Genomic DNA, 20,414 nt, shown 5'->3' with positions numbered 1-20,414 from the left:
TTGCCGAACTGACCGCGAGCCCGTTTGGCAATGTGTTCGGCAGAGCTTGCCGAACTGCCGAACTGACGTGTGGAAAGCATCATTCTGAGTCCTTCCACGACGGCCCAGGCAGCATGACGGTCGCGTTATGAGCGCCCTTCTCGACGAACACCAAGCCGGTCGCGATAGCGGTCTCGAACGCAGCGCGAGCGCGCTTCTCAGCGACTCCACGCGCGGTCAGCTCCGCCGTCGCAGCACTCTTGGTCAAGCCGTTCGGATGGGTCTGGAGCACCAGCTTGAGTACTCCGAGGTCCGCAGCCGGATCGCCCCCGCGGCGGGTCGGCTCGATGTCGGTCAGCTTCATCCGGCGCGTGGCCGGATCGAACTCCAGCAAACGCTTCGACAGGTCAACGTCACGGCCGAGAGCGCTGAAGTAGCGCTGACCGCCGTTGTCGGGCGCATCGAACGGGTCAGCGTCGTCGCCGTTGCGTTGCGTCTCCTTCAGCAGCGTCCAGAGGTCGTCGCCCCAGTCTCCGATCCGGCTGTCGCCTCGCGGTCGTGCGGCTGTGTGCCCCATGTGATGTGAGATTGCGGTCTCGTCGATGCTTGCCTCGAGCTTGAGCGCGTCCCAGTGTGTCAACCACACACCAGCCTCGGTGTGCTCGTTGAGATGGAGCGCGTCGAGGCACGGGCGCAGACAGTCCAGCAGCAGCACCGAGCACTCCAGCGAGCGCAATCGCGCAGCCCAGTTCGCGCGGACCTCCGGATTGTCCAGCGCGAGAGTGTGAAGCATGCCCTTCATGGGAATGACGCTGACCGCGCTCGTTTTCTTGATGCCCTGATCGCGCAACCACTGACGCAGCATGCGCTCGTCAAGTTCCGTGTCCAGCAGCACGATTCGCCCCTCGGGCGGCGTGACCTCGAAGCGGTCGAGGAATGGATCGCCGTCAGCGAGTGAGCGGATCAGGTTGCCGAACATGTTCGTCTTGCCCGCCTTCGCTTGCGCTGATAGCAGCACATTGCCTCCGACGGTCCAGAGCTGATCCACGCGATAACGCGCGGGCTCGTCCTCGACGTCGAGGAAGTCTCCGAGGTCGTGAGCGACCGGCAGCACCAGTTCGTTGGCTCGCTTGCGCGCGAACTCAGCATCGACGATCTGCCGGACCTGTCGCTTCTCGCGCTCAGCTTTGACGAGCTGCTCGAGGATTGGATCAATTGCTTTGTTGCTCATGACGCTTCATCTCTCGAGCTGGTACGCGGACCCGTACCCCTCGCGGTCGGGGATCGTGGTCGTCAGGCCCTTCGCGTCAGCTCCGCCGAAGGCGCTGCGGAGCGTGTTGTCGACCTCGTCGCTGGGCAGGCCGATCGCGACGGCGACCTCACGCAGCGGACCGACAGCCTCGTCGCGCGTCAGCAGGCCGTCACGGACGAACCGTGCAATCTTGAACGCGCTGATGTTGAGCTGATCGTTACGGTTGCCCTCGCGCGTCTCAGACAGCGTGCCGAGCTCGTTGGACAGTCCAGTGAGCGCGTAGCTCCGTCGTCGTCCAGCGTTGACCTCAGAGGCCGGCACGACCGGCCGCTGCGGCGTCGGCGGATTGAGCTTGCGGTCCAGCTTTGCTTCCCAGCTCGCGACCATAGCCGGGTGCTCCGGGTACCACTTCACCCACTCCGGATCAGTCCGCAGTGAGTCGCGTATCACCCAGAGCAGGAACAGCTCCAGGTAGTGCATGTCGAGTTCTAGCGCGAGCGCGTGCAACTCGACTTGCGACCACGGACCGTTGTCGAGTAGTTCTTTCGCACTCGAGAACCGTTGCGGGCGTGCTACACTCGCAGCAGATTCCGTTGGTGCGGGATCGGGCATTAGAGGGGCCGGGCGTTGGTCGCGCCCGGCCTTTTCGTTGTCGAACATGATCGTTCGCCTTTCGGTGCGGATTCTCGTATGGGAAAGAACCACCCCGTTTCGGCGTGGGCACGCTCGGACGTTTCGCTCGGCGTGCGATGGACTTGTCAGATATTCGGTTGTTGGGCCACCATTTTCGTGACGTGAACGCGCGAGCGTAGAGGTCGCGCGGAGGTACTCATGCGACCACCGGACCTTGATCAGCGATCTTCGCGAGGTCGTCGACCCAGATACGGACGTACCGGCGCCCGCCGGCACCGATGTAGTGGGCCGGTAGCGTGCCGGCGGTGATCCATCGCCGGATGGTGACGGGGTGGACGGACAGCACGCGCGCAGCAGTCGGCACGTCGACCGCTTCGCGCAGCTTGCCGGGGAGTTGCTTCATACCACGCGACGCTATGTGGTGCTCGTCGTCCAAGTGTTATGTCGTGCAGAACATTAACGAGCTATCGTCGCAGCTCAGAAGCTACGTTTTCGGCGTGTCGGGCCTACTCCGTCGCGAGCTTGGACAGCGCTGCCGCGATGCGCTGATCGCTGTCGCTCGCGGCGCTCTGATAGATGACCGCTGCCTTGTAGGTGCGGTGCCCCAACCTCTGCATAGATTCACCGGCTGACCCGCCGACGAGCGCGATGGTCCGTCCGGCGAAGTGACGCAGATCGTGGGTGCGGATGCCGTCGAGGCCGACGGACTGCTGCGCTGCGACGAAGTGATCGCGGAACACGCGGTCATTCAGGTGACAACCATCGCGCACTGGTGCGAACAGCAATGCGTCCGGTCCGCTCGCGACGTGCCGCGCGAGATGGTCCGCGAGGTCGTCGCGAATGTGCGGCGGTACGACCACCTTTCGCCCGTGTCCGGACTTCGGGCTCGCGACGAAGCACTGTCCAGAGCGATGCGTGACGGCTCGCGCGACAGTGACCATCGAGCGGTCGGGGCTCACGTCCGCGCGGCGCAGCTCGCTCAGCTCGCCCCAACGCAGACCCAACCACGCAGCGACCAGCACGGCGCAGCGGTACTGATCGGGCATCGCGGCAGCGACGGCAGCGACTTGCGCTGGTGTGAGGTCAGCGGGTTGCCGCTTGGTCGGCGCGCTCATCGCGCCCTTGATCTTGCACGGGTTGAACGGCACCAAATCGTCGTCCGCGGCCGTCGCGAAGATCGCGTGAAGCATCGCGTAGGCGTGGCTGTTTCGGGTCGGTGTGGATGATCCAAGAGCCGCGTACCACGCTCGTACGGCTTCGGGTGTGACCTCCCGCAGCGTCAGCTCCCCGAGTGGTGTGTCACTGAGGGTGCGCTCCACCAGCCGCTCGTAGCCGAGCTTGGTCCGCGGCTTGACCGGACGTTGCGCGACCCACTGCCGGGCGTACTGCTCGACAGTGACGGCTTGCGCCTGCTTCGCCGCTGCGCGCTGGGCTGGTGGTGTCCACGCGTCCAGTTCGATCAGCCGTCGCTCGCTCGCCAGCCACGCGTCCGCGGCGGCCTTCGCACCGTAGGTGATCGGACCGACGTGGCGCGCGTGGTCTGGACCGGCGTAGCTTGCCTGGTAGCGCCCACTGGGTAGCTTCCGAACCTTGCCCCAACCGCGACGTTGTTTCTTCTCAGCCATGATCCTGCGTGCCTCTCGCGTGCCCCAATTCGTGCCCTCTCATGCTATCGCGTGCGTAGCAGGAGGTGTAGAGTGATCTACATGTTCGCCCAGGTCAGACCCCATTTTCGGCGTCCTGAGCTGCGGGGACATGCGTCATGGAAAGCGAGGGCCGCGCAGGTTCGAATCCTGCCGGGGGCACCCACTGAAACGCCCGTTGACCTGGCCTTTAGCCATCCTCCTGACTACCCTCACATCCAAGCGTCCCAATGATCGAACTCCCACGCGTCGTCCTTGTGGGGAGGGCGGAATTGTAATGGATGACAATCAGCCCGAGCCGAGGCGACGGCCGAGCTTGCGGACGACCCGGATGGAAGCGTTCAGCGACGGGGTGTTCGCGATCGCTATCACGCTGCTTGTTCTCCAGATTGGCGTCGAAGTAGGCGCTGACGACCATCTGCTCAAGGCGTTGGCTGACCAGTGGCCGTCGTATGTGGCATACCTGATCAGCTTCTCGACCATCGGGGCGGTATGGATCAAACACACGGTAATAACGGAGTACCTCGTGAGCACCACGCCAGTCCTGATCCGGCTGAATCTGCTGTTGCTCATGGTGGTGTCGTTCTTGCCATTTCCTACTGGACTCGTGGCTGAGCACATCAATATGCACGACGCTGAGCGGGTCGCAACGACGGTCTACGGGATGAATCTCCTGCTGGCGTCTTCTCTGCTGGGTGCCTTGTGGCGCTACGCCGTCCGCTCGCGCCTGATTCGTGCCGATACGACTGACGCCGAAGTGACGGCATTGAGCAAACAGTTCGTGCCGAGCCTGGCCGGCTACGTCGTGATGCTGGTGGTCGGGCTCTTCGTGCCCCTGCTGGCCGTGCTCGGCTACCTCGCGATCGCGGTGTACATCATCCTGCCGCTGAGCGCGATTTGGCCGCGGGGTCCACGCTCATGACGCCTGGTCACGCCGTCCGCTTCACGGAAGATATTCGACTGATCTAACCGTCGCTCCTCATCCGCGGTCACGCGTACCGCCGATGCAGAGCACCGGCAAGGCGTACGGTTCATACGACCGCATTCTGCCGCGCCACCTCGCGGAACCAATGCGCGCTGAGCTTAGGTACTCGCTTCTGCGTTGCGGGGTCGACGCGATAGAGCCCGAACCTGGGCTGCATGCCCGCGCCCCATTCGAGGTTGTCCATCAAGCTCCAGTGAAAGTAGCCGCGCAGCGGCACACCGTCAGCCGTCGCTCGCTGAAGCTCGGTGAGGTAGGCGCGGAGCCATACGATGCGGCCCGTGTCGAACCCCTCGGCGTCTTCCTCGGCTGTCGTCGGCATGCCGTTCTCGGTGATGAATATCTCCTTGGCGTCCCAGACGTCGACCAGCAGGCGCGACCCCCAGTACATCGACTCTGGGCTGAGCCTCAACGCGATTTCTGAGTTCGGATACTGGGCGCGGGCATGCCCCGGCTGATAGGGCCGCGCCGGCGGAGGCACCATGGAGCTTCCTGCGACCACTTCGTACCCCGGCTCGGAGTCGGATGCCCGGACGAAGGCGTGAACCATGTAGATGTTGGTACCGATGAAATCGACCGGACTACTGATGATCTGCAGGTCTTCGGATGTGAACTTGGGCGCGTCCGCCCCGTGTTGAGCGAGGAACGTGTCGGTGTAACGGCCTTCCATCATCACGGTCATGTAGCCCGCGTTGAACTCACGCAAAGCGGCCGCGGCGGCCTTGATGTTCTCGGCCGTCTCGATGATGGGAGCGGTGCCGATGATCTGCTCCGCCGGCCCGACCTTGGTCCCCGCGCGGGCGTTAGCGCGAATGGCATGGACGGCCAGTCCGTGGCCCAGCACGGCATGGTGACGAACTTGGTTGACCTGACCGGGCGGCAGCTGCAGGCCGGGAGCGAGCAGGCCCCTCCCGTGGCCCAGCTCCACGAAGCTGGAGAATTCGTTGATGGTGAAGAAGTGCCGCACCCGGTCGCTCAGCTGCCCGGCGACGTATCCGGCGTAATCGCCGAACGCCGTGGCCGTTTCGCGCGACTGCCATCCGCCCTTGTCCTGTAGCGCCTGCGGCAAATCCCAGTGATAGAGCGTCGCGAACGGCTCGATGCCGTTTGCGAGCAGTTCATCGACCAGACAACGATAGAAGTCCAGCCCCTTCGCGTTCGGCTGGCCGACCCCGTTGGGGAAGATACGGGGCCACGAGATGGAGAACCGGTATGCCGTCGCCCCGATCGCCTTCATCAGTTGGACGTCTTCTTTGTACCGGTGATAGTGGTCGACGGCCACGTCACCGGTGGAGCCGTCCCTGATCTTGCCGGCATGACCGAAGGTGTCCCAGATCGACGGGCCTTTGTCGTCTTCGGCCCAAGCGCCTTCGATCTGGAAGGCCGCCGTGGCCGTGCCCCAAAAGAAGTCGTCCGGGAAGCGGCGGCCGGCCAACGCCGGCGAATCCGTTGATGTCCCCGTCATGACGTACCTCCTCGGCGATGCGCTCCCGGGTTGTCCGAAAAAGCGTCACCTCTGGCGTGGGCACGGTCAAGGGCTATACACCGCTGACAGCCAGGATGGGCACGAGGAGATCGCCGACGCGCGGCTGCGGTCAAGGTCCTGACCAACGCCCGCCTCGAGTGGCTGAGCGCTCCGACGCGGCGTCGGCGAGCTACTGCTGACCGAAGAGCGGGTTCTGCGCGCCAGGATTTCCTTGGGTTCGTTGCGCGACACTCTGCGCCAGCGCGTTCAGCAACGGGTTTTCCTTCACCAGCTGACGCTGATCTTCTTCTGACATCTCGTAGAAGGTCCACATCCCCCACGCGGCAGGACGAACGTACAGGGTCACCTTCTGCCGACGGCCTTTGGACTGCGGCAGCATCGCCGCGACCGGAACGACCCGGTCCAGCGTTGCGGCACCGGCGAGTTCTTCCGCGAGCTTGTCCCGGTCCACTGAGTCCTGGAGCTCATACGCCGACGACTGATGAGTCTGGTGGGCCGACCCCTGCAGTGCCAGAAACCACGCCATCCTCGTCTCCTTTGCTACTCGCTGTCGACGTCAGCGTAAACGAGATGGGTCCGGCGTCGGCATGCCGGGCGACGACGGACGCGGGTGCGGGCGCGCTCTGCCGCGCGTGGCAGTTTGCGCGGCGGGTTCTCGCCACGCCGCTGCATGCAACTCACCCGCTTGGTAATACAAGCCCTCGACAAGGAGAAATGCGGCGTGCATAGCACCGACAGCAAATGCTTCCGATGAATGCATGACGTACTTCACATCCGCCACATTGCCGGTGTGCAGCGTTTTGACGTGTCAGTCGATCGAAAGTGCCATAGTTGCTGGCGAAGTCGTAGTGACGAGGACGAAACCTGGGGGGATCCATGCCGGCCGCCGATCACACCGACGCGCACGGCGCACACGCCACAGTTGCGCGTTCGAGGAACGCGACCAGAGCGGCAGCGGCCGGCTATGCCAAATACATCGGTCGCGTCGGCGCGCTCGCCGTCGCATTGGGCGTCGCCGGCGTGGTTGCCATGCCCGGTGTGGCGTGGGCAGAAGACACCTCCACCTCTTCCGCTACCTCCTCTTCGTCCGCGTCCTCGCAGTCGTCGGACACATCGGAGTCCAACAACACGTCGACGAACGAAGCCGACACCGATACTTCCGATTCCGAAGAACCCACCGATGATCTCGACGACGTGGACACCGACGACCTCGAGGACGTGGAGGACCAAGAGGACCTCGAGGACGGTGAGGACCTCGAGGACGGTGAGGACCTCGAGGACGGTGAAGACGAGGCCGTCGACGACACCGACCTCACCGACACCGAAGGAGAAACCCCGCCCGAGGATGACAACGACGCGACCGACACCGAGTCGACGCCAGCCCCCGAGGTCAAGGACGAGCCCGAAACCGACGTCGAAACCGAAACAGTCGCACAGGCGGTGAGCACCAAAGCCTCCGAAACCCGTGCCGAGACGGCCGATACGTCGACCACCCAGTCGTCAACCGAAACCGAGACCGTCGCGCTGCTGAGCGGCGCCGCAAACCCAACGGCCACATCCGCCAACCGAATTGCGGCCGCGCTGCCGAGCCTGCCCACACCCGAGGAGGTTGTGCACCACATCCAGGCCAAGGTGACCGAATGCGTATGCGGCGTCATCAACGGCGTGACGAAATTGGTCAGCGTCGTGACCGGCGCGATCAACGGAGGCGGCGGCGCGGGCTCCGGCGGTGGCGCCCCGTCGGCGCCGCCGATCGTGGCTGCGGTGCTGGAGATCGCGCGCCGAGAGGTCACCCGGGTCATCGACGCCCTGAACCGCACCCCGATCGGGCGCTTCGTCAACTACGTCGCAACGCAGATCACTGATGCCATAACCGATTTCGGCAATTCGCCGCAGGGACGCGCAATTTCGGCGGAGCTCACCCAGTTCCTCGCGCAATGCGCGGATTCCACGGGGCTGCCGGCCGAGCTCGAACGCGTCGCCATCGTGTCGGGTCTCAACGAACCGACGGACTTCGACATCCTCACCGACACAGAGCATCCCGATCAAATCCACCGCATCTTCATCACCGAGAAGGCGGGGGCGATCAAGGTTTACGATCCGGCCACCGGCAACGTGGCGACGCTGATCGACCTTCCGACCGTGACCGCGGACGGTGAACGCGGACTAGTGGGCATCGAGATCGATCCGCAGTTCTGGGACAGCGACAAGCCCGGCTACCACACCATCTACGTCGCCTACACGGGAGCGGACAACTACGACCGGCTCTCGAAGCTGACACTGGACGACTCGTTCCAGGTGGTGGGCGAGCCCGTCGAACTGCTGAAGTCAACCGAGTTGGGCAACAACTTCCACCACGGCGGCGAACTGCAATTCGACCCTGCCGGCGAGCATCTCTACTGGGCGGTGGGTGACAATACCGAGAGCGGCAACGCTCAGGACCTGACGAACATCCACGGCAAGATCCTGCGGCTGAACCGCGACGGCAGTGCGCCCGAAGACAACCCGTTCGTCGGCCATCCGGATGCGGTCGACCAGATCTACGCCATCGGACTTCGCAACCCGTTCCGCTTCACGTTCACTCCCGACGGCCAGCTGTTGGTCGGCGATGTGGGCGAAGCGAATTGGGAAGAACTCAATATCGTGACGGCCGGCGCGAACTACGGCTGGCCCGCGGTCGAAGGCTTCTGCACCGGTGATGACTGCGCGTACGTCGATCCCATTTACGCCTACCGCCACTCCACGCCGCCGGCCAACGCGGGCTCGATCACGTCGGTCGTGGTTTACACCGGCAGCACATTCCCCGAGGAATACCAGAACAAGGTGTTCATCGCCGACTACTCGGTCGGCTGGATCAAAGAGCTCACGTTCGATTCGGAGTTCACCAGCCTGATCAGCGAGCGCATGTTCGACAACCAGGCCGGCACCACCGTCAAACTCGATCAGGGGCCCGATGGCAACATCTATCAGCTGAACATCTATCCGGGCACACTTTCGGTCATCCGGCCGTCCGGCGGTAACCGGGGCCCGACCGCCGTGCTCAACGCGTCGTCCACCTACACCGCCGAGGACTCCCTGGAGGTCCAGTTCTCGGCCGGCGAATCCACCGACCCCGAGGGCGACGAGCTGAGTTACGAGTGGAACTTCGGCAACGGCCGCACGTCGACCGAGGCCAACCCGACCATCGTCTTCACCAACACCGGCGCCGACTTCACCGCCTACACCGTGACTTTGACGGTGACCGACGGTGACAAGACCAGTACCGCGACCCAGCGGATCGTGGTCGGCAGCACGCCGCCGGTCGTGGAGATCACCGAGGTGCCGGACAAGTACAATGCCGGCGACACCGTGTCGTTCAGCGGCATCGGGTCGGATGATCAGGACGGTGCGCTGCCTGCCAGCGCCTACAAGTGGTCCGTGGTGTTCCACCACGCCGACCATGTGCATCCGTTCCGGGACAACATCACCGGGCCGACCGGAACCGTCACGATCCCGCGCACCCGCGATCAGCTCGGCAACACCTTCTACCGGATAGCGCTGACCGTGACCGACTCCAGCGGCTTGTCCACCACGGTGTACAAGGACATCAAGCCGAACCTGGTCAAGCTCACGTTCAACGCCAGTGACCCCAACGCCACCTTCACCATCGACGGAATCCCCTACAAGGGCTCCTACGTCGAGGAGCAGGCCGTGGTGGGCGTTGAGCGCGTCCTCAACGCGCCGTCGCCGCAGCCCGGCACAGGAGGGCAGCTGGTGTTCGTCAGCTGGTCCGACGGAGGCGCACAGAGCCATACCATCGTCACCCCGGAGGGCGACACCACCTACACGGTGACCTACGAGCTGGTCCCCTCCGGCGCTGCGGTGGTCGTCTGAGGCAGGCTGGTGCCGGTCTCGCGCTCAGCGAATTCCCATAGCTTCCCAGCGTTTTCGTAGTCACAGGCGGCTGCCGCGCGGCCGCTGAGCGTCGGGCCGCCCTTCAACGCGAGCCTGCTGTCGATACCGACGTAGCTGCCCGGCGGAATCGGTTCGGTGATGCAGTACAGCGTCGGAGCTGCGCCTGCGTCGAGGTCGTTTGCAAGCACGCCGGCCACCGACTTGACCACCGTATGAAACGTCGACATCAACCGTTGCTCCGAAACCTGAGACAGGTTCGACGCCACCCAGCCCGGATGCGTCAAGTAGGTCGAGACCGGTGAACGTGCTGCGCGCAGCCGTCGGTCGAGTTCGAGGCCCCACAGCATCACGGCAAGTTTTGAGCGCGCGTAGGCGGGAAACGCCGACCAGCGACGGGTGCGCAGGTGCGGGTCGTCGAACGCGATGCTGGCCATCTTGTGCGCGTCGGAGCCAACGTTAATGATCTGCGAACGCACCCGTTCGAACAACAGGTTGGTCAGGGCGAACGGGCCCAGGAAGTTTGTGCCCAGCGTGATTTCGAAGCCATCGACCGTGTTGCTTCGCCGCTGCGCCACCATGCCGGCGTTGTTGATCAGGATGTCGACGTCACCATCGAACAAGCTGGGGAAGGCCCGCACCGAGGACTGATCGGCGAGGTCGAGTTTGACGACGGACGTGTCGCCGCCCATCTCCGCAGCGCGTTGTGCACCGAGCTCGAGATTGCGGACCGCGAGAATCACCTGCGCGCCCGCGCGGGCAAGCGCGGTAGCCGTCGCGAGACCTACACCGTTGGTGGCGCCGGTGACGATGATGCGCTTGCCGCTCAGATTGCCGAGTCGGGCCGGCGACCAGTTTGTAGACACGGTGGCAGATTAACCGGCTGGCCGCCTCGCTGACGCGGGGCGGCCATCGGGCGGGCGACTGCTTTCACCACTTCCAGGGTTTGTCCCAGTGCCCAGGCGGCGGCACAAACGGGAGTTTCGCGAGGTGCCCGGGTGGCGGCACGAACGGTAGCTGCCCGACATGCCCCGGTGGCGGAAGGACGTGGTGGTGGTGCCCAGGTGATGGCGGGTGCCACCACCAGTCGTGGTCAGCATGAGCCTGCCCGGCGCCGAGCCCGACGGACGCGAGACCCAGTGCACCGGTGAGGGCGAACCCTGCGGCGATCGCTTTCAGTGTTGATCTATTCATGGAAATACTCCTATCGGCCGGTTTACCCGCCGCTATCAGGAAGACGTTCACCGTTCTCGGGCTCAACCCGGCGAAGCCTGTGATTCTTCCCAATAGGTTTATCGTCCCACCGGATCACGCCGTTAACCACACCGCGCGCCTGGTTGTCTCTGATACCAGTTCGCCCACGCACGATGGATGCCCGCCTGGGCCCGCGATGTTTGATTGCTCTCGGCTACGGAAACAGACCCCGCACCCCGGTCACCGAACCGATTCGGTACCACAAATTGGAGCTCATCTGACGGAGGGTTTGATCGGCGAGATAACGAGAGCTGAGCATCCCCGCCGGATCTTGACCGGCGATCAGATCGTACGGTTCATTGCCTTTGCTGGCAAGGATTCAGGTTGCTGATCGTCGTCACTGCAATCTCATCGTCAGCGGACCGGTGTCCGCCGCCAATAAGCCCGTGATGCCGCCAACTGCTCTTTGCCATAGTTTCCTTCTCCGCGCCCCATTCACCATCAGTGATCGGTTGGATACAACCAATCTTGATCGCGCGGAAGGGTTTCGTGTTAACCAAGCCATGCAACACGCCCATGCCCCGTCCGACAAATCCGTCAATAAATCTGGTTTGGCTTTGCTAATTGCGGGAACTGTGATCCGTACAACATTTGCTCTGGCCCTCCCCACAGTAGGAACATCTCATGGAAATCGCAGCCCGCCCACTCATCACCACCGGCGTCGCTATCGTCGGCGCCACCGCTTTGATCGCCAGCCCCATCGCAGCGCCTGCGTCCGAGGTCGCGATCCCGTCATTGCCGTCCGTTTCGGCCAACAACGAGTTGCTGGCCTCCATCCTGGATATCGCCCCCAGCCCCGCGCTGTTTGATCCCGCCGACGCCGCATCGGCGTTGACGTTCTTGATCACGCAGACCGCCGAGTTGGTGAACTTCGGCCTGATCTCGGTCGCCGAGGGCGTCACCTTCGGCGCCACACAGTTCGCAGGGCTCATCGCAGCGGGGGCCACCACGGTCACCGAGTTGGTGGCAGCGGGCGCGGAAGCCGGCGTGTATTTCAATACCCAGTTGGCTGAGCTCATCATCTTCGGCGTGACCCAGGCCGCGGGGTTGGTGAACTTCGCCGTCGCGCAGGCGGCGGTCGCTCTGGCTGGAGCCGGAGCGGGACTAGTCGGCCTGTTGGCCTCGGGTGCGGATGCCTTCGTCGACCTGATCGGGTCAGCGGCCGAAGCCGGCACGTTCTACATCAGCGGTGCTGCCGAACTCGTTGCGTTCGCATTGAACTCGGTGCTGCCCGCGCCCTTCGCAGCGCCGCTCGAATTCCTCGTGACGCAAGGAGCGGGGCTGGTGAACTTCGGCATCGCCGCCGCGGCCACCGGCCTGGAATCCGGCGTCGACGCGTTCGTCGGTCTGGTCGCAGCCGGTGCCGCCACAGTCGCGGGCCTCACGGCAGCAGGTGTGGAGGTCGGCGCGTTCGTCGTCGACTCCCTGGCCGAGTTGGTGGTCTTCGCCACCGCGCAGACCGCAGGACTCGTCGGCTTCGGGATTGCGCAAGCAGCAGCGGCGGTCGCCTTCGGCGCAGAGCTGATCACTGGCTTCGCAACTGCGGGCGCGGAGTTGTTCGGCGGCCTCATCACCGCTGCCGCTGAGACCGGGGCGTTCTTCAGCACCGCCATCGCCGACGCCCTGGTGTCGATCATCGACGGCGTCACACCCGATGCCATGGTGACACCGGCCGCCGACACCGCATTGCGCGCCTCGGCCGGCGGGCCCGAGAACCTTCCAGATCCCGGGGCGCAGACATTCGCGATGAGCGTCGAAAGCGGTGCCGGCGAAACGGATTCGAGCGGTCCTGCCGACGACGACAGCGTCGGCGCGGCCTCCGAGGCTTCCGTGGACGACGCCGCAGACACCGAGACGTCGACAGCACTGGTCGTCGACGAGGTCGTCGATGTCGAAGAAGTCGTCACCGATGACGCGGACACCGTCGGCGCCGACGATCCCACCGACGTCGGTTCCGGCACTGACGGCGGGGATGACAGCTCGGGCACGGACGCCGGCGACGCGGGCCAGAACTCGGGTTCCGAGTCCGGCTCGAGTGACAACTCAGGCAGCGACTCCGACGGCGGCACTGACTAGTTCGGCTCGAACACGTGGCTCAATCGTGGGGCTCCACGCCGCGCACCACCACACAGCACCGGTCAGGGTGCGGGGTGAGTTCGGCGTGGGCCCGCGGTTGGTCACAACCCGCGAGAATTCCCTCGACGAGTCGCAGGTTCAGACCGCAGACCACCTCCAAATGGTCACGAGCGACCATATGGAACGGGCAGTTTCGCAGGCTGACGCAATCGTCGTCGACGTGGGGCTGGTAGCCACACCGACGCAGCGCCCCGACGATGTCTGGCGCTGATTCGGTTCCAACGGTCCTGCCGGCTTCGAAGGCGGCGCCGTCCACTGCCGCCTTCACTGCGCCGCTGTCATCCTTCTCGACGGCTCCCACCAGCAACCTCGCCAGCAGTTCGTAGTCGCGCGGCGGCACGCTGATCGTCATCTCCCCCGGTGCGCGCGCGTACAGCTTCGCCGGACGACCGGCCCCTGGCCCGTCTCGCCCGGTGAGGCGTTGATAGCTGATCGTGAGCAAGCCGGCGTCGGCCAACTTGTCGAGATGATAGGCGGCCAAGGTGCGTCCGATGCCCACCACCGCGGCCGCCTGCTCCCGCGAGATCGGTGCCTCGCTTTCGGCCACGCACTCATACAACTGACGCCGGACCGGATCTTCCAGATGGCTCAACCCGGTCAGCGCCGCCAGGTCACTGGGTCGGCGGACGGGCATACCCCAACTCTAACACCAAAAGGTATTGACAAATTAAACCCGCAGGGAGATTCTAAAAATGCATATTGCTACTTTTAGAAGGAGTTCGACATGACCACTTCACGTGCAACCGCTCCGACCGGCATGCTCGATCGAGCCCGACGCGAGCCCGCATACGGTGCGTTCGCACTCTTACGGGTCGGGTTTACGGTGCTGCCGATCGTCATGGGCCTCGACAAGTTCTTCAACCTGCTCATCACGTCGCCGGCGAACTGGGAGGGTTACTTGGCAGGCTGGATCGCAGACCTGAGCCCGCTCAGCGCCGCGCACACGATGGCGGTCGTCGGTGTGATCGAAATCGTCGCAGGCATCGCGGTGGCGATCAAACCGCGCTACGCCGCCTACATCGTGGCCGCCTGGCTCGCCGGCATCATCGTCAACCTGCTGACGTTGTCCGGCTACTACGACGTCGCACTGCGTGACTTCGGGCTCCTAATCGGCGCGCTGACGCTTGCCCGGCTGGCCTCCATCTATGACCCGCCGTTGGGCGGACCCCCCGCGGGCGGCAACGCCTGACGAGACGTTACGCGAAGTCCTTCACCACGTCGGCGACCCGTCGCAGTTGGTCGGTGTCGGAACTGGTTGGGATGAGGTGGATTTCGTCGGCACCGATCTCGTTGAACCTGCGCAGCACCTCCGCCAACTCGTCATCGGCGCCGGCCCATCCGGTGCTGGGGGCCATCGCGTCGACATACTCGGCGGGAATCCAGTTCATGTAACGCCGCAGATGGCGGTGCACCTGCGCCCGCGCGTCGTCGCGGTCACCGATCGCGAACCAGAACGAGGTGGCCAGGTGCGGGCCGGGCTTTCCAACATGAGCCCATGCCTCGCGTGCGACGTCGAACAGTTCGTTCTGGCTGGCGACGTCGAGGTCCAGGGTGGTGCCCGCCATACCGTCGGCCCATTGTGCGGCGCTGCGCACGGTTTTCGGTCCGATGGTGCCGACCAGCAGCGGCGGACCGCCGGCCTGAACCGGTGGCGGCCCGACGGATTCGACGGAGTCGGTCACTGTCTCGCCGGCCCATACGCGTTTCATCACCGCGACGCGCTCGGCCATCCCCCGCATGGTCTGCGTCGCCGGGTCCGCACCGACAGCGTGGTAGTCCTCGTGCCTGCCGCCGACACCGACGCCGACGGTCAACCGGCCGTCGCACAGCATGTCACCGGTCGCCAACTGCTTGGCCAGCATGACCGGGTCGTGCAACTGCGGCACGACCACCGTCGTCACCAACCGCACCCGGTCGGTCCACGCCGCGAGCGCACCCAGCAACGTCAGGCTCTCGGGATTGTCGAACGCGATCCGCTCCCCCCAGCACAGCGACGAGAACGGTCCGTTGTCGATGGTCCGGGCCCACGCCTTGAGCGTGGCGGCATCGAGGTCGGCTTCCATCACCGGCATGGTCATCCCGATCTGCACGAGGCCGATTCTGGCACGCCCGACCCGATGCCCCCGGATTGACCTCGACGAATCGTGTCCGCTGGCAGCATGGCAGCCATGGCGATCAACACCCGGTCCGTCGCACATGTTCGGCTCACCGTCACCGATATCGAGCGGTCACGACAGTTCTACGAAAGCGTGTTCGGCTGGGGTGTCCTGCTCGAGATACCCGACAAGGCCGACGAAGCCACCCGCGAGGCCCTCGGCTTTCTCTTCGGCGGCGTCATCTATGACCTCGGCGGCATGCTGGTGGGGCTGCGGCCCGTCGCCTCCGACCGTTTCGATGAGAACCGGGTCGGCCTGGATCACCTGGCATTCCGCCTGGACAGCAAGGGCGAATTGGACGCGGCAGCAGAACATCTCGATGCGCTTGGCGTCGAACACGAGCCGGTCAAGGACATCGGGCCGATGTACATCCTGGAGTTCCGCGATCCGGACAACATCGCGCTGGAGTTGACAGCCCCGAAGTGACTTCGGCGCGCTCATGCACCCTGAGTGAGGGGGCATGGCCGCGCCGAAATCGCAGCGGGGGTTTACCCCCACCATCGCAGCGGGGGTTTACCCCCACCGGAGTCTACGGATAACGCGGTTTTGCCCGCCGCGCTGAGTCCATAGGTTGGGTGCATGGTCGCCGTCACCGACACGAGTCCCGAAGCCACCGCGCCCGTCGACACACACACGAACGTGTCGAGCAGGCACATCGGTGTGGTGCCGACCGCATCGATGATGACCGGCGCGGCGCTGGCCCTGGTGTGGTTCTGGATCCCGTTGGGCATCCTCATCCTCGGCATCTCGTCGATCCCCAGCGGCATTGGATTTGCCCTGGCCGTCGTGGTTTTCGTCTACCTGATGCGCGGCGTGGACTGGGTCGAGCGGGTCCGCAGTGAAGCGGTATTCAGCTTGGGTATCGGCGTTCCGCCGCGACGGATGTCGCCGCACGAGGGCATTCAGCGGTGGTTGCACCAGTTGTGGCTGGACATCAGCGGTTCCCGATTATGGAAGGCCGTGGCCCACCACTACCTGCGGATGAGCTACGACATGTTGGCGACCGGTATCGCGTTCGCTCTGTTGGTGTTCGCCTTTGTGGGCCCGGCGGGTGCGATGGCCGTCCAGCAGAGCGACGACGACGCGGGGATCTCGTTCCTGCCGGTGCCGTTGGCGTGGGCGCTGGCCGTGGTCGCCGTCGCCGCGGCGCTGGCGATCCTGGTCTTCGCGCCGAAGCTGGACGCCTCGATCGACCGGTGGCTGCTCTCGCCGTCGTCCACGGCGGCGCTGCAGCACCAGGTGAACGCGCTGGCCGACGCCCGCGCGGGTGCGGTGTCGTCGGCGCAGACGGAGCGGCACCGCATCGAGCGCGACCTGCATGACAGCGTGCAACCGCGGTTGGTGTCGCTGGCGATGACGATCGGGCTGGCCCAGACCAAGCTGGATACCGACCTGCCCGCGGCCAAGACGCTGATCGCCGAGGCGCACGATGACGCCAAGAGCGCGCTCGTCGAGTTGCGCAACGTGGTGCGCGGGATCGCACCGACGATCTTGTCCGATCGCGGCCTCGACGCGGCGCTTTCGTCGGTGGTGCAACGGTCCCCGGTACCCACCACGCTCAACCTCCATCTGCCGCACCGGTTGCCCGAAGAGGCCGAGGCCTGTGCGTACTTCGTTGTCGCCGAAGCGCTGACCAACGTCGCCAAGCACGCGCACGCCAACCAGGCCGTGGTCACCGTGCGGTTCGATGAGGCGTCGAGCCAGTTGTCGGTGTCGGTGTTCGACAACGGTCGTGGCGGGGCGCAGATCACCGACGCCGACGACGCGACGGGGTTGCGGGGTTTGGCGGAACGGGTGCGGGCGGCCCGTGGCACGTTCACCGTTTCCAGCCCGGCGGCAGGCCCCACGATCGTGACAGCGGTATTGCCATGCGCATCGTGATCGCCGAGGATTCCGCCCTGCTGAGGGCCGGGATCGAACGCATTCTCATCGACGCCGGCCATGAGGTGGTTGCCGGCGTGCCCGACGCCGGCAACCTGCTGCGCCTGGTCAACGAGAAGCGTCCGGACCTGGCCATCGTCGACGTGCGCATGCCACCCACGTTCACCGACGAAGGCATCCGGGCCGCCGCGCTGCTGCGCAGTCAGAACCCGGAGTCGGCGGTGCTGGTGCTATCTCACTACGTCGAGGAACGCTACGCAGCCGAGTTGATCGCCTCGGACACCAAAGGTTTCGGCTATCTGCTCAAGGACCGGGTGGCCGACGTGCCCGCTTTCCTCGACGCCGTGGAGGTCGTCGGCGCCGGCGGCACCGTGCTCGACCCCGAAGTGGTTTCGCAGATTCTGGTGCGCTCACAACACCACAGCGCGCTGGATCAGCTCACCCCTCGGGAACGTGAGGTGCTGCAGTTGATGGCGGAGGGCAAGACGAACTCGGCGATCGCGGCCGCGCTGCACGTCTCGATCGGTTCGGCGGAAAAGCACATTGCGTCGATCTTCACCAAACTGGATCTGGTTCCCGACGAAAGCGAGAACCGCCGCGTGCTGGCGGTGCTGCGCTTTCTCGAGTCCTGAACTGCTGGAAGGATTTCCATCGTGACCACCACCGCTCCGCCGCCGCAGACCCCTGCCCCGCCGCCGTCGCTGTCCCCGGGTGGGCGCACCGCCATCCGTGCCACGTTGATCGTCGCGGCGGCCGTGCTGGTGGTGGGGTCGCTCGTCGCGCTCGGTGTGGCAGCGTGGGGCATCGGCTCGTTTCGTGTCGTCACCGATTCCAAACCGCTGCCGTCCGCGGTGCGATCGCTGGTCGTCGACACCGGGTCCGTACCAGCTGCCATCAGCATCACCAGCGATCGCGAAGCACGTGAGCCTAGAGTCGATCTGCGGATGGTCAATTCGACGGCTGCCGGTGCAGAACCGTTGTCGGTCAACGCCGACGGCGCGGACGCTCGCATAACCATCAACGGTGAGCCGTCGGCGTTCCTGCAGTGGAGCCGCGCCGGCGAGATCACCGTCGTGCTGCCCCCTGACCTTGCGCGCGGACTGACCGTCATCACCCAGCAGAACAACGGTGTGGTGAGAGCGCAGGCGGATCTCGATCGGCTCATCGCGCGCACCGACAACGGGGCGGTCATTCTCGAAGGATCTGCCCGCCGGATCGAGGTCCACACCGACAACGGCGAAGTGTCGACTAGAGATCCCATCTCCGTGTCCGAATCGTTCAGCGCTACCACGGGTAACGGGAAGATCATCGTGGACTTCGCCGAGGCGCCGCGCACGGTCGATGCGACCAGTGACAACGGTGAGATTGTCATCGGATTGCCCGCGCGTGACGAGTATGCGGTGGACGCGAGCACCAACAACGGTGAGACCGTCGTGCGAGTACCCCGAGCGACCGATCGAGAGACCGCGGCGGCAGTCGTCACCGTGCGGTCCGAGAACGGCGACGTGGTCGTCGACGATTCGCGTTAGCGGCTACCGCACGGCCTTGGCGAACAGCAGACAGTCTTGTGGCTCATCGCTGAGGTTGGGTAGCACGGCATATCGAGCGAGCCGGCCTTCGAGCTTCAGCCCGCTGCGTTCTAGGAGCCGTGCTGACGCGGTGTTGTCGGGGTGGCAGTGCGCACAGATGCGGTACACGGCAGGGTCGCGCTGGGCCTCCCCGAGCAGCAGCGACACCGCCTCGGACATCAAGCCTCGACGCCACCACCACCGGCCCAGGTAGTAGCCGAACTCAATGCTGTGCGGGCTCGGGTGGTGCCAGCCGCACGCGCCGATGGGGCCGCCGCCGCGCAGGTCGATGAGCCACGTGGTTTCACCGCCCGCGTTGAACACTTCGGTGATCACGCGACGAGTCTCGGCGACGTCGGGATGCGTAGGCCATGCCATGTAGCGCGACACTTCCGGGTGGGAGGTGACGCGTTCGAAAAGCGGCTCGGCGTCATCGATCGTGGGCGCGCGCAGCGTGACCCGTGGCCCGCGCAACACCGCCGGATCTGTCATGTCTCCATCATCGCCTTTCGTCGGCTCCTGGCGCGGGGTGCGCTGCGGTGGTTGACTGGACTCGTATGGCTATCACGTTCAACCACACCATCGTCGCCGCCAGAGACAAGACCCAGTCGGCGGCGTTTCTCACCGAATTGTTCGGGCTGCCCGATCCGCAACCGTTCGGTCATTTCATGGCGGTGACGCTCAACCACGACGTCAGCCTCGACTACGCCGACATGCCGGAGGGCCAGGAGATCCGTCCGCAGCACTACGCGTTCCTGGTCTCTGAAGACGAGTTCTCCGAGATCTACGGGCGTATTCAGGCGCGCGGCATGGAGCATTGGGCCGATCCCCGCCGAACGCGCCCCGGCCAGATCAACCACAACGACGGCGGCCGCGGCGTGTACTTCCTGGATCCCGCCGGCCACTACCTGGAGATTCTCACCCGGCCGTACGGTTCGGGCGCGGGCTGATCAGCCGCTACTCGACGGAGTGCCCGCGTGTGGACTCCTGACGGCGGTAGGCGTCGGCGAGCTTGCCGACGTGGGCGGGCAACGTGCCTGCGGCGACGTCGGCCAGGCTGGTTTCCTCCAGGACCGATCGCATGCTGGCGCGCAGCGCGCGCCACACATCGGTCAACGCCGCCGTCGGCCCCGAGTACGGCAGGTCACCGAGACCGATATCGCGGACGCTGGCCAGCGGCCCGTCGATGCAGCGCAGTACGTCGGCGATGCTGATACTGGTTGCAGGCCGGGCCAATTCGTATCCGCCTTCGCGACCGCGATGGCTACGGACCAGCCGGTCGGTGCGCAGGGCGGTGAGGATGTCGACGAGGAACTGCGGCGGGATGCCCTGCGCCTTCGCCAGATCCTCGGTCTTGACCACAGCTCCGTCGTCGGCTGTAGCCAATTGGACCATCGCCCGCACGGCGTACTCCGCCTTGGCCGACATCCGCATCAGGTCAGGCTAGTCGGGGATGTCCGATGCGGCCGGAACGACCACGGCGAACGTGTCGGCGGCCGCGGCGAGGCTGGCCGTATGCACGGCCGAAGCCGGCACGGGGTGTCCTGGCAGTC

At 65.1% G+C, this 20,414-nt stretch carries 22 protein-coding genes; 9 read left to right on the top strand and 13 right to left on the bottom strand.

What is annotated here, in order from left to right:
• Positions 1-79: 79 nt before the first annotated feature.
• The 4 genes from ABQF13_RS14965 to ABQF13_RS14950 form a co-directional block, all read right to left on the bottom strand.
• Positions 80-1,210, bottom strand: coding sequence for an AAA family ATPase (locus ABQF13_RS14965; RefSeq protein ID WP_448393524.1), 1,131 nt, complete (start codon positions 1,208-1,210; stop codon positions 80-82).
• A 6-nt stretch (positions 1,211-1,216) separates the two neighbouring features.
• A complete protein-coding gene (locus tag ABQF13_RS14960) occupies positions 1,217-1,738 on the bottom strand; it encodes a hypothetical protein (RefSeq protein WP_448393523.1) in 522 nt (173 codons plus the stop codon).
• Between the two features lie 322 nt (positions 1,739-2,060).
• Positions 2,061-2,267, bottom strand: coding sequence for a helix-turn-helix domain-containing protein (locus ABQF13_RS14955; protein WP_448393522.1), 207 nt, complete (start codon positions 2,265-2,267; stop codon positions 2,061-2,063).
• A gap of 103 nt (positions 2,268-2,370) precedes the next feature.
• Positions 2,371-3,489 (bottom strand): tyrosine-type recombinase/integrase, encoded by a 1,119-nt coding sequence (locus ABQF13_RS14950; RefSeq protein WP_448393521.1) that lies wholly within the window; start codon positions 3,487-3,489, stop codon positions 2,371-2,373.
• Between the two features lie 295 nt (positions 3,490-3,784).
• On the opposite strand from ABQF13_RS14950, the gene ABQF13_RS14945 reads away from it, so the two are divergent.
• Positions 3,785-4,429: a TMEM175 family protein gene (locus ABQF13_RS14945; protein WP_448393519.1), complete on the top strand. Its 645-nt coding sequence runs from the start codon at positions 3,785-3,787 to the stop codon at positions 4,427-4,429.
• 109 nt (positions 4,430-4,538) lie between these two features.
• On the opposite strand, the gene ABQF13_RS14940 is transcribed toward ABQF13_RS14945, so the two are convergent.
• Both ABQF13_RS14940 and ABQF13_RS14935 read right to left on the bottom strand, forming a co-directional pair.
• The gene (locus ABQF13_RS14940) at positions 4,539-5,924 is read right to left on the bottom strand and encodes a GH1 family beta-glucosidase (protein ID WP_448393518.1); all 1,386 of its coding nucleotides are present in this window, start codon (positions 5,922-5,924) and stop codon (positions 4,539-4,541) included.
• A 220-nt stretch (positions 5,925-6,144) separates the two neighbouring features.
• Positions 6,145-6,501 carry a hypothetical protein gene (locus tag ABQF13_RS14935; RefSeq protein WP_448393517.1) on the bottom strand — a complete coding sequence of 119 codons (357 nt, stop codon included), beginning with the start codon at positions 6,499-6,501 and terminating at the stop codon, positions 6,145-6,147.
• A 350-nt stretch (positions 6,502-6,851) separates the two neighbouring features.
• Here ABQF13_RS14935 and ABQF13_RS14930 point away from each other — a divergent pair, with 350 nt between their 5' ends.
• The gene (locus ABQF13_RS14930; RefSeq protein ID WP_448393516.1) at positions 6,852-9,848 is read left to right on the top strand and encodes a PQQ-dependent sugar dehydrogenase; all 2,997 of its coding nucleotides are present in this window, start codon (positions 6,852-6,854) and stop codon (positions 9,846-9,848) included.
• Here the strand turns inward: ABQF13_RS14930 and ABQF13_RS14925 are convergent.
• The 3 genes from ABQF13_RS14925 to ABQF13_RS14915 form a co-directional block, all read right to left on the bottom strand.
• Positions 9,809-10,732 (bottom strand): SDR family NAD(P)-dependent oxidoreductase, encoded by a 924-nt coding sequence (locus tag ABQF13_RS14925; protein WP_448393515.1) that lies wholly within the window; start codon positions 10,730-10,732, stop codon positions 9,809-9,811. The genes ABQF13_RS14930 and ABQF13_RS14925 overlap by 40 nt on opposite strands.
• 64 nt (positions 10,733-10,796) lie before the next feature.
• Positions 10,797-11,060: a hypothetical protein gene (locus ABQF13_RS14920; protein WP_448393514.1), complete on the bottom strand. Its 264-nt coding sequence runs from the start codon at positions 11,058-11,060 to the stop codon at positions 10,797-10,799.
• 356 nt (positions 11,061-11,416) lie between these two features.
• Entirely contained in the window at positions 11,417-11,638 is a 222-nt protein-coding gene (locus tag ABQF13_RS14915) for a hypothetical protein (RefSeq protein ID WP_448393513.1), read from the bottom strand.
• Between the two features lie 106 nt (positions 11,639-11,744).
• Here ABQF13_RS14915 and ABQF13_RS14910 point away from each other — a divergent pair, with 106 nt between their 5' ends.
• Positions 11,745-13,196, top strand: a complete 1,452-nt coding sequence (locus ABQF13_RS14910; protein ID WP_448393512.1) for a hypothetical protein — start codon at positions 11,745-11,747, stop codon at positions 13,194-13,196.
• Positions 13,197-13,215: 19 nt separating this feature from the next.
• On the opposite strand, the gene ABQF13_RS14905 is transcribed toward ABQF13_RS14910, so the two are convergent.
• Positions 13,216-13,890 carry a helix-turn-helix transcriptional regulator gene (locus ABQF13_RS14905; RefSeq protein ID WP_448393511.1) on the bottom strand — a complete coding sequence of 225 codons (675 nt, stop codon included), beginning with the start codon at positions 13,888-13,890 and terminating at the stop codon, positions 13,216-13,218.
• Between the two features lie 90 nt (positions 13,891-13,980).
• Here ABQF13_RS14905 and ABQF13_RS14900 point away from each other — a divergent pair, with 90 nt between their 5' ends.
• Positions 13,981-14,445: a hypothetical protein gene (locus ABQF13_RS14900; RefSeq protein ID WP_448393510.1), complete on the top strand. Its 465-nt coding sequence runs from the start codon at positions 13,981-13,983 to the stop codon at positions 14,443-14,445.
• A 7-nt stretch (positions 14,446-14,452) separates the two neighbouring features.
• Here ABQF13_RS14900 and ABQF13_RS14895 read toward each other — a convergent pair whose 3' ends face one another.
• Entirely contained in the window at positions 14,453-15,334 is an 882-nt protein-coding gene (locus ABQF13_RS14895) for an LLM class flavin-dependent oxidoreductase (protein ID WP_448393585.1), read from the bottom strand.
• A 90-nt stretch (positions 15,335-15,424) separates the two neighbouring features.
• On the opposite strand from ABQF13_RS14895, the gene ABQF13_RS14890 reads away from it, so the two are divergent.
• The 4 genes from ABQF13_RS14890 to ABQF13_RS14875 all read left to right on the top strand — a co-directional run bounded on the left by ABQF13_RS14890 (position 15,425) and on the right by ABQF13_RS14875 (position 18,822).
• Complete coding sequence (locus ABQF13_RS14890; protein WP_448393509.1) at positions 15,425-15,838, top strand: VOC family protein; 414 nt, start codon at positions 15,425-15,427, stop codon at positions 15,836-15,838.
• Positions 15,839-15,991: 153 nt separating this feature from the next.
• Positions 15,992-17,293, top strand: a complete 1,302-nt coding sequence (locus tag ABQF13_RS14885; RefSeq protein WP_448393508.1) for a sensor histidine kinase — start codon at positions 15,992-15,994, stop codon at positions 17,291-17,293.
• Positions 17,281-17,925, top strand: coding sequence for a response regulator transcription factor (locus ABQF13_RS14880; protein ID WP_448393507.1), 645 nt, complete (start codon positions 17,281-17,283; stop codon positions 17,923-17,925). Before ABQF13_RS14885 ends, ABQF13_RS14880 begins: the two co-directional genes overlap by 13 nt.
• Positions 17,926-17,946: 21 nt before the next feature.
• Positions 17,947-18,822: a DUF4097 family beta strand repeat-containing protein gene (locus ABQF13_RS14875; protein ID WP_448393506.1), complete on the top strand. Its 876-nt coding sequence runs from the start codon at positions 17,947-17,949 to the stop codon at positions 18,820-18,822.
• Positions 18,823-18,825: 3 nt separating this feature from the next.
• Here the strand turns inward: ABQF13_RS14875 and ABQF13_RS14870 are convergent, their stop codons facing one another.
• On the bottom strand, positions 18,826-19,353 hold the full coding sequence (locus tag ABQF13_RS14870) for a GNAT family N-acetyltransferase (protein WP_448393505.1): 528 nt from the start codon (positions 19,351-19,353) through the stop codon (positions 18,826-18,828).
• 65 nt (positions 19,354-19,418) lie between these two features.
• Between ABQF13_RS14870 and ABQF13_RS14865 the strand changes: the two genes are divergently transcribed.
• Entirely contained in the window at positions 19,419-19,811 is a 393-nt protein-coding gene (locus tag ABQF13_RS14865; protein ID WP_448393504.1) for a VOC family protein, read from the top strand.
• Between the two features lie 7 nt (positions 19,812-19,818).
• On the opposite strand, the gene ABQF13_RS14860 is transcribed toward ABQF13_RS14865, so the two are convergent.
• On the bottom strand, positions 19,819-20,295 hold the full coding sequence (locus ABQF13_RS14860; protein ID WP_448393503.1) for an Rrf2 family transcriptional regulator: 477 nt from the start codon (positions 20,293-20,295) through the stop codon (positions 19,819-19,821).
• Positions 20,296-20,414: the final 119 nt, after the last annotated feature.

The sequence above is a fragment of the Mycolicibacterium sp. XJ879 genome (assembly GCF_053483935.1).
This window is presented reverse-complemented; position numbering and strand designations above follow the sequence as displayed.

Bases quoted from the DNA above. Each gene is read 5' to 3' on its own strand.
- ABQF13_RS14965 (WP_448393524.1), bottom strand. From the start codon at position 1,210: ATGAGCAACAAAGCAATTGATCCAATCCTCGAGCAGCTCGTCAAAGCT.
- ABQF13_RS14955 (WP_448393522.1), bottom strand. From the start codon at position 2,267: ATGAAGCAACTCCCCGGCAAGCTGCGCGAAGCGGTCGACGTGCCGACT.
- ABQF13_RS14950 (WP_448393521.1), bottom strand. From the start codon at position 3,489: ATGGCTGAGAAGAAACAACGTCGCGGTTGGGGCAAGGTTCGGAAGCTA.
- ABQF13_RS14945 (WP_448393519.1), top strand. From the start codon at position 3,785: ATGGATGACAATCAGCCCGAGCCGAGGCGACGGCCGAGCTTGCGGACG.
- ABQF13_RS14935 (WP_448393517.1), bottom strand. From the start codon at position 6,501: ATGGCGTGGTTTCTGGCACTGCAGGGGTCGGCCCACCAGACTCATCAG.
- ABQF13_RS14930 (WP_448393516.1), top strand. From the start codon at position 6,852: ATGCCGGCCGCCGATCACACCGACGCGCACGGCGCACACGCCACAGTT.
- ABQF13_RS14920 (WP_448393514.1), bottom strand. From the start codon at position 11,060: ATGAATAGATCAACACTGAAAGCGATCGCCGCAGGGTTCGCCCTCACC.
- ABQF13_RS14915 (WP_448393513.1), bottom strand. From the start codon at position 11,638: ATGGGCGTGTTGCATGGCTTGGTTAACACGAAACCCTTCCGCGCGATC.
- ABQF13_RS14910 (WP_448393512.1), top strand. From the start codon at position 11,745: ATGGAAATCGCAGCCCGCCCACTCATCACCACCGGCGTCGCTATCGTC.
- ABQF13_RS14905 (WP_448393511.1), bottom strand. From the start codon at position 13,890: ATGCCCGTCCGCCGACCCAGTGACCTGGCGGCGCTGACCGGGTTGAGC.
- ABQF13_RS14900 (WP_448393510.1), top strand. From the start codon at position 13,981: ATGACCACTTCACGTGCAACCGCTCCGACCGGCATGCTCGATCGAGCC.
- ABQF13_RS14895 (WP_448393585.1), bottom strand. From the start codon at position 15,334: ATGACCATGCCGGTGATGGAAGCCGACCTCGATGCCGCCACGCTCAAG.
- ABQF13_RS14890 (WP_448393509.1), top strand. From the start codon at position 15,425: ATGGCGATCAACACCCGGTCCGTCGCACATGTTCGGCTCACCGTCACC.
- ABQF13_RS14885 (WP_448393508.1), top strand. From the start codon at position 15,992: ATGGTCGCCGTCACCGACACGAGTCCCGAAGCCACCGCGCCCGTCGAC.
- ABQF13_RS14880 (WP_448393507.1), top strand. From the start codon at position 17,281: ATGCGCATCGTGATCGCCGAGGATTCCGCCCTGCTGAGGGCCGGGATC.
- ABQF13_RS14870 (WP_448393505.1), bottom strand. From the start codon at position 19,353: ATGACAGATCCGGCGGTGTTGCGCGGGCCACGGGTCACGCTGCGCGCG.
- ABQF13_RS14865 (WP_448393504.1), top strand. From the start codon at position 19,419: ATGGCTATCACGTTCAACCACACCATCGTCGCCGCCAGAGACAAGACC.
- ABQF13_RS14860 (WP_448393503.1), bottom strand. From the start codon at position 20,295: ATGCGGATGTCGGCCAAGGCGGAGTACGCCGTGCGGGCGATGGTCCAA.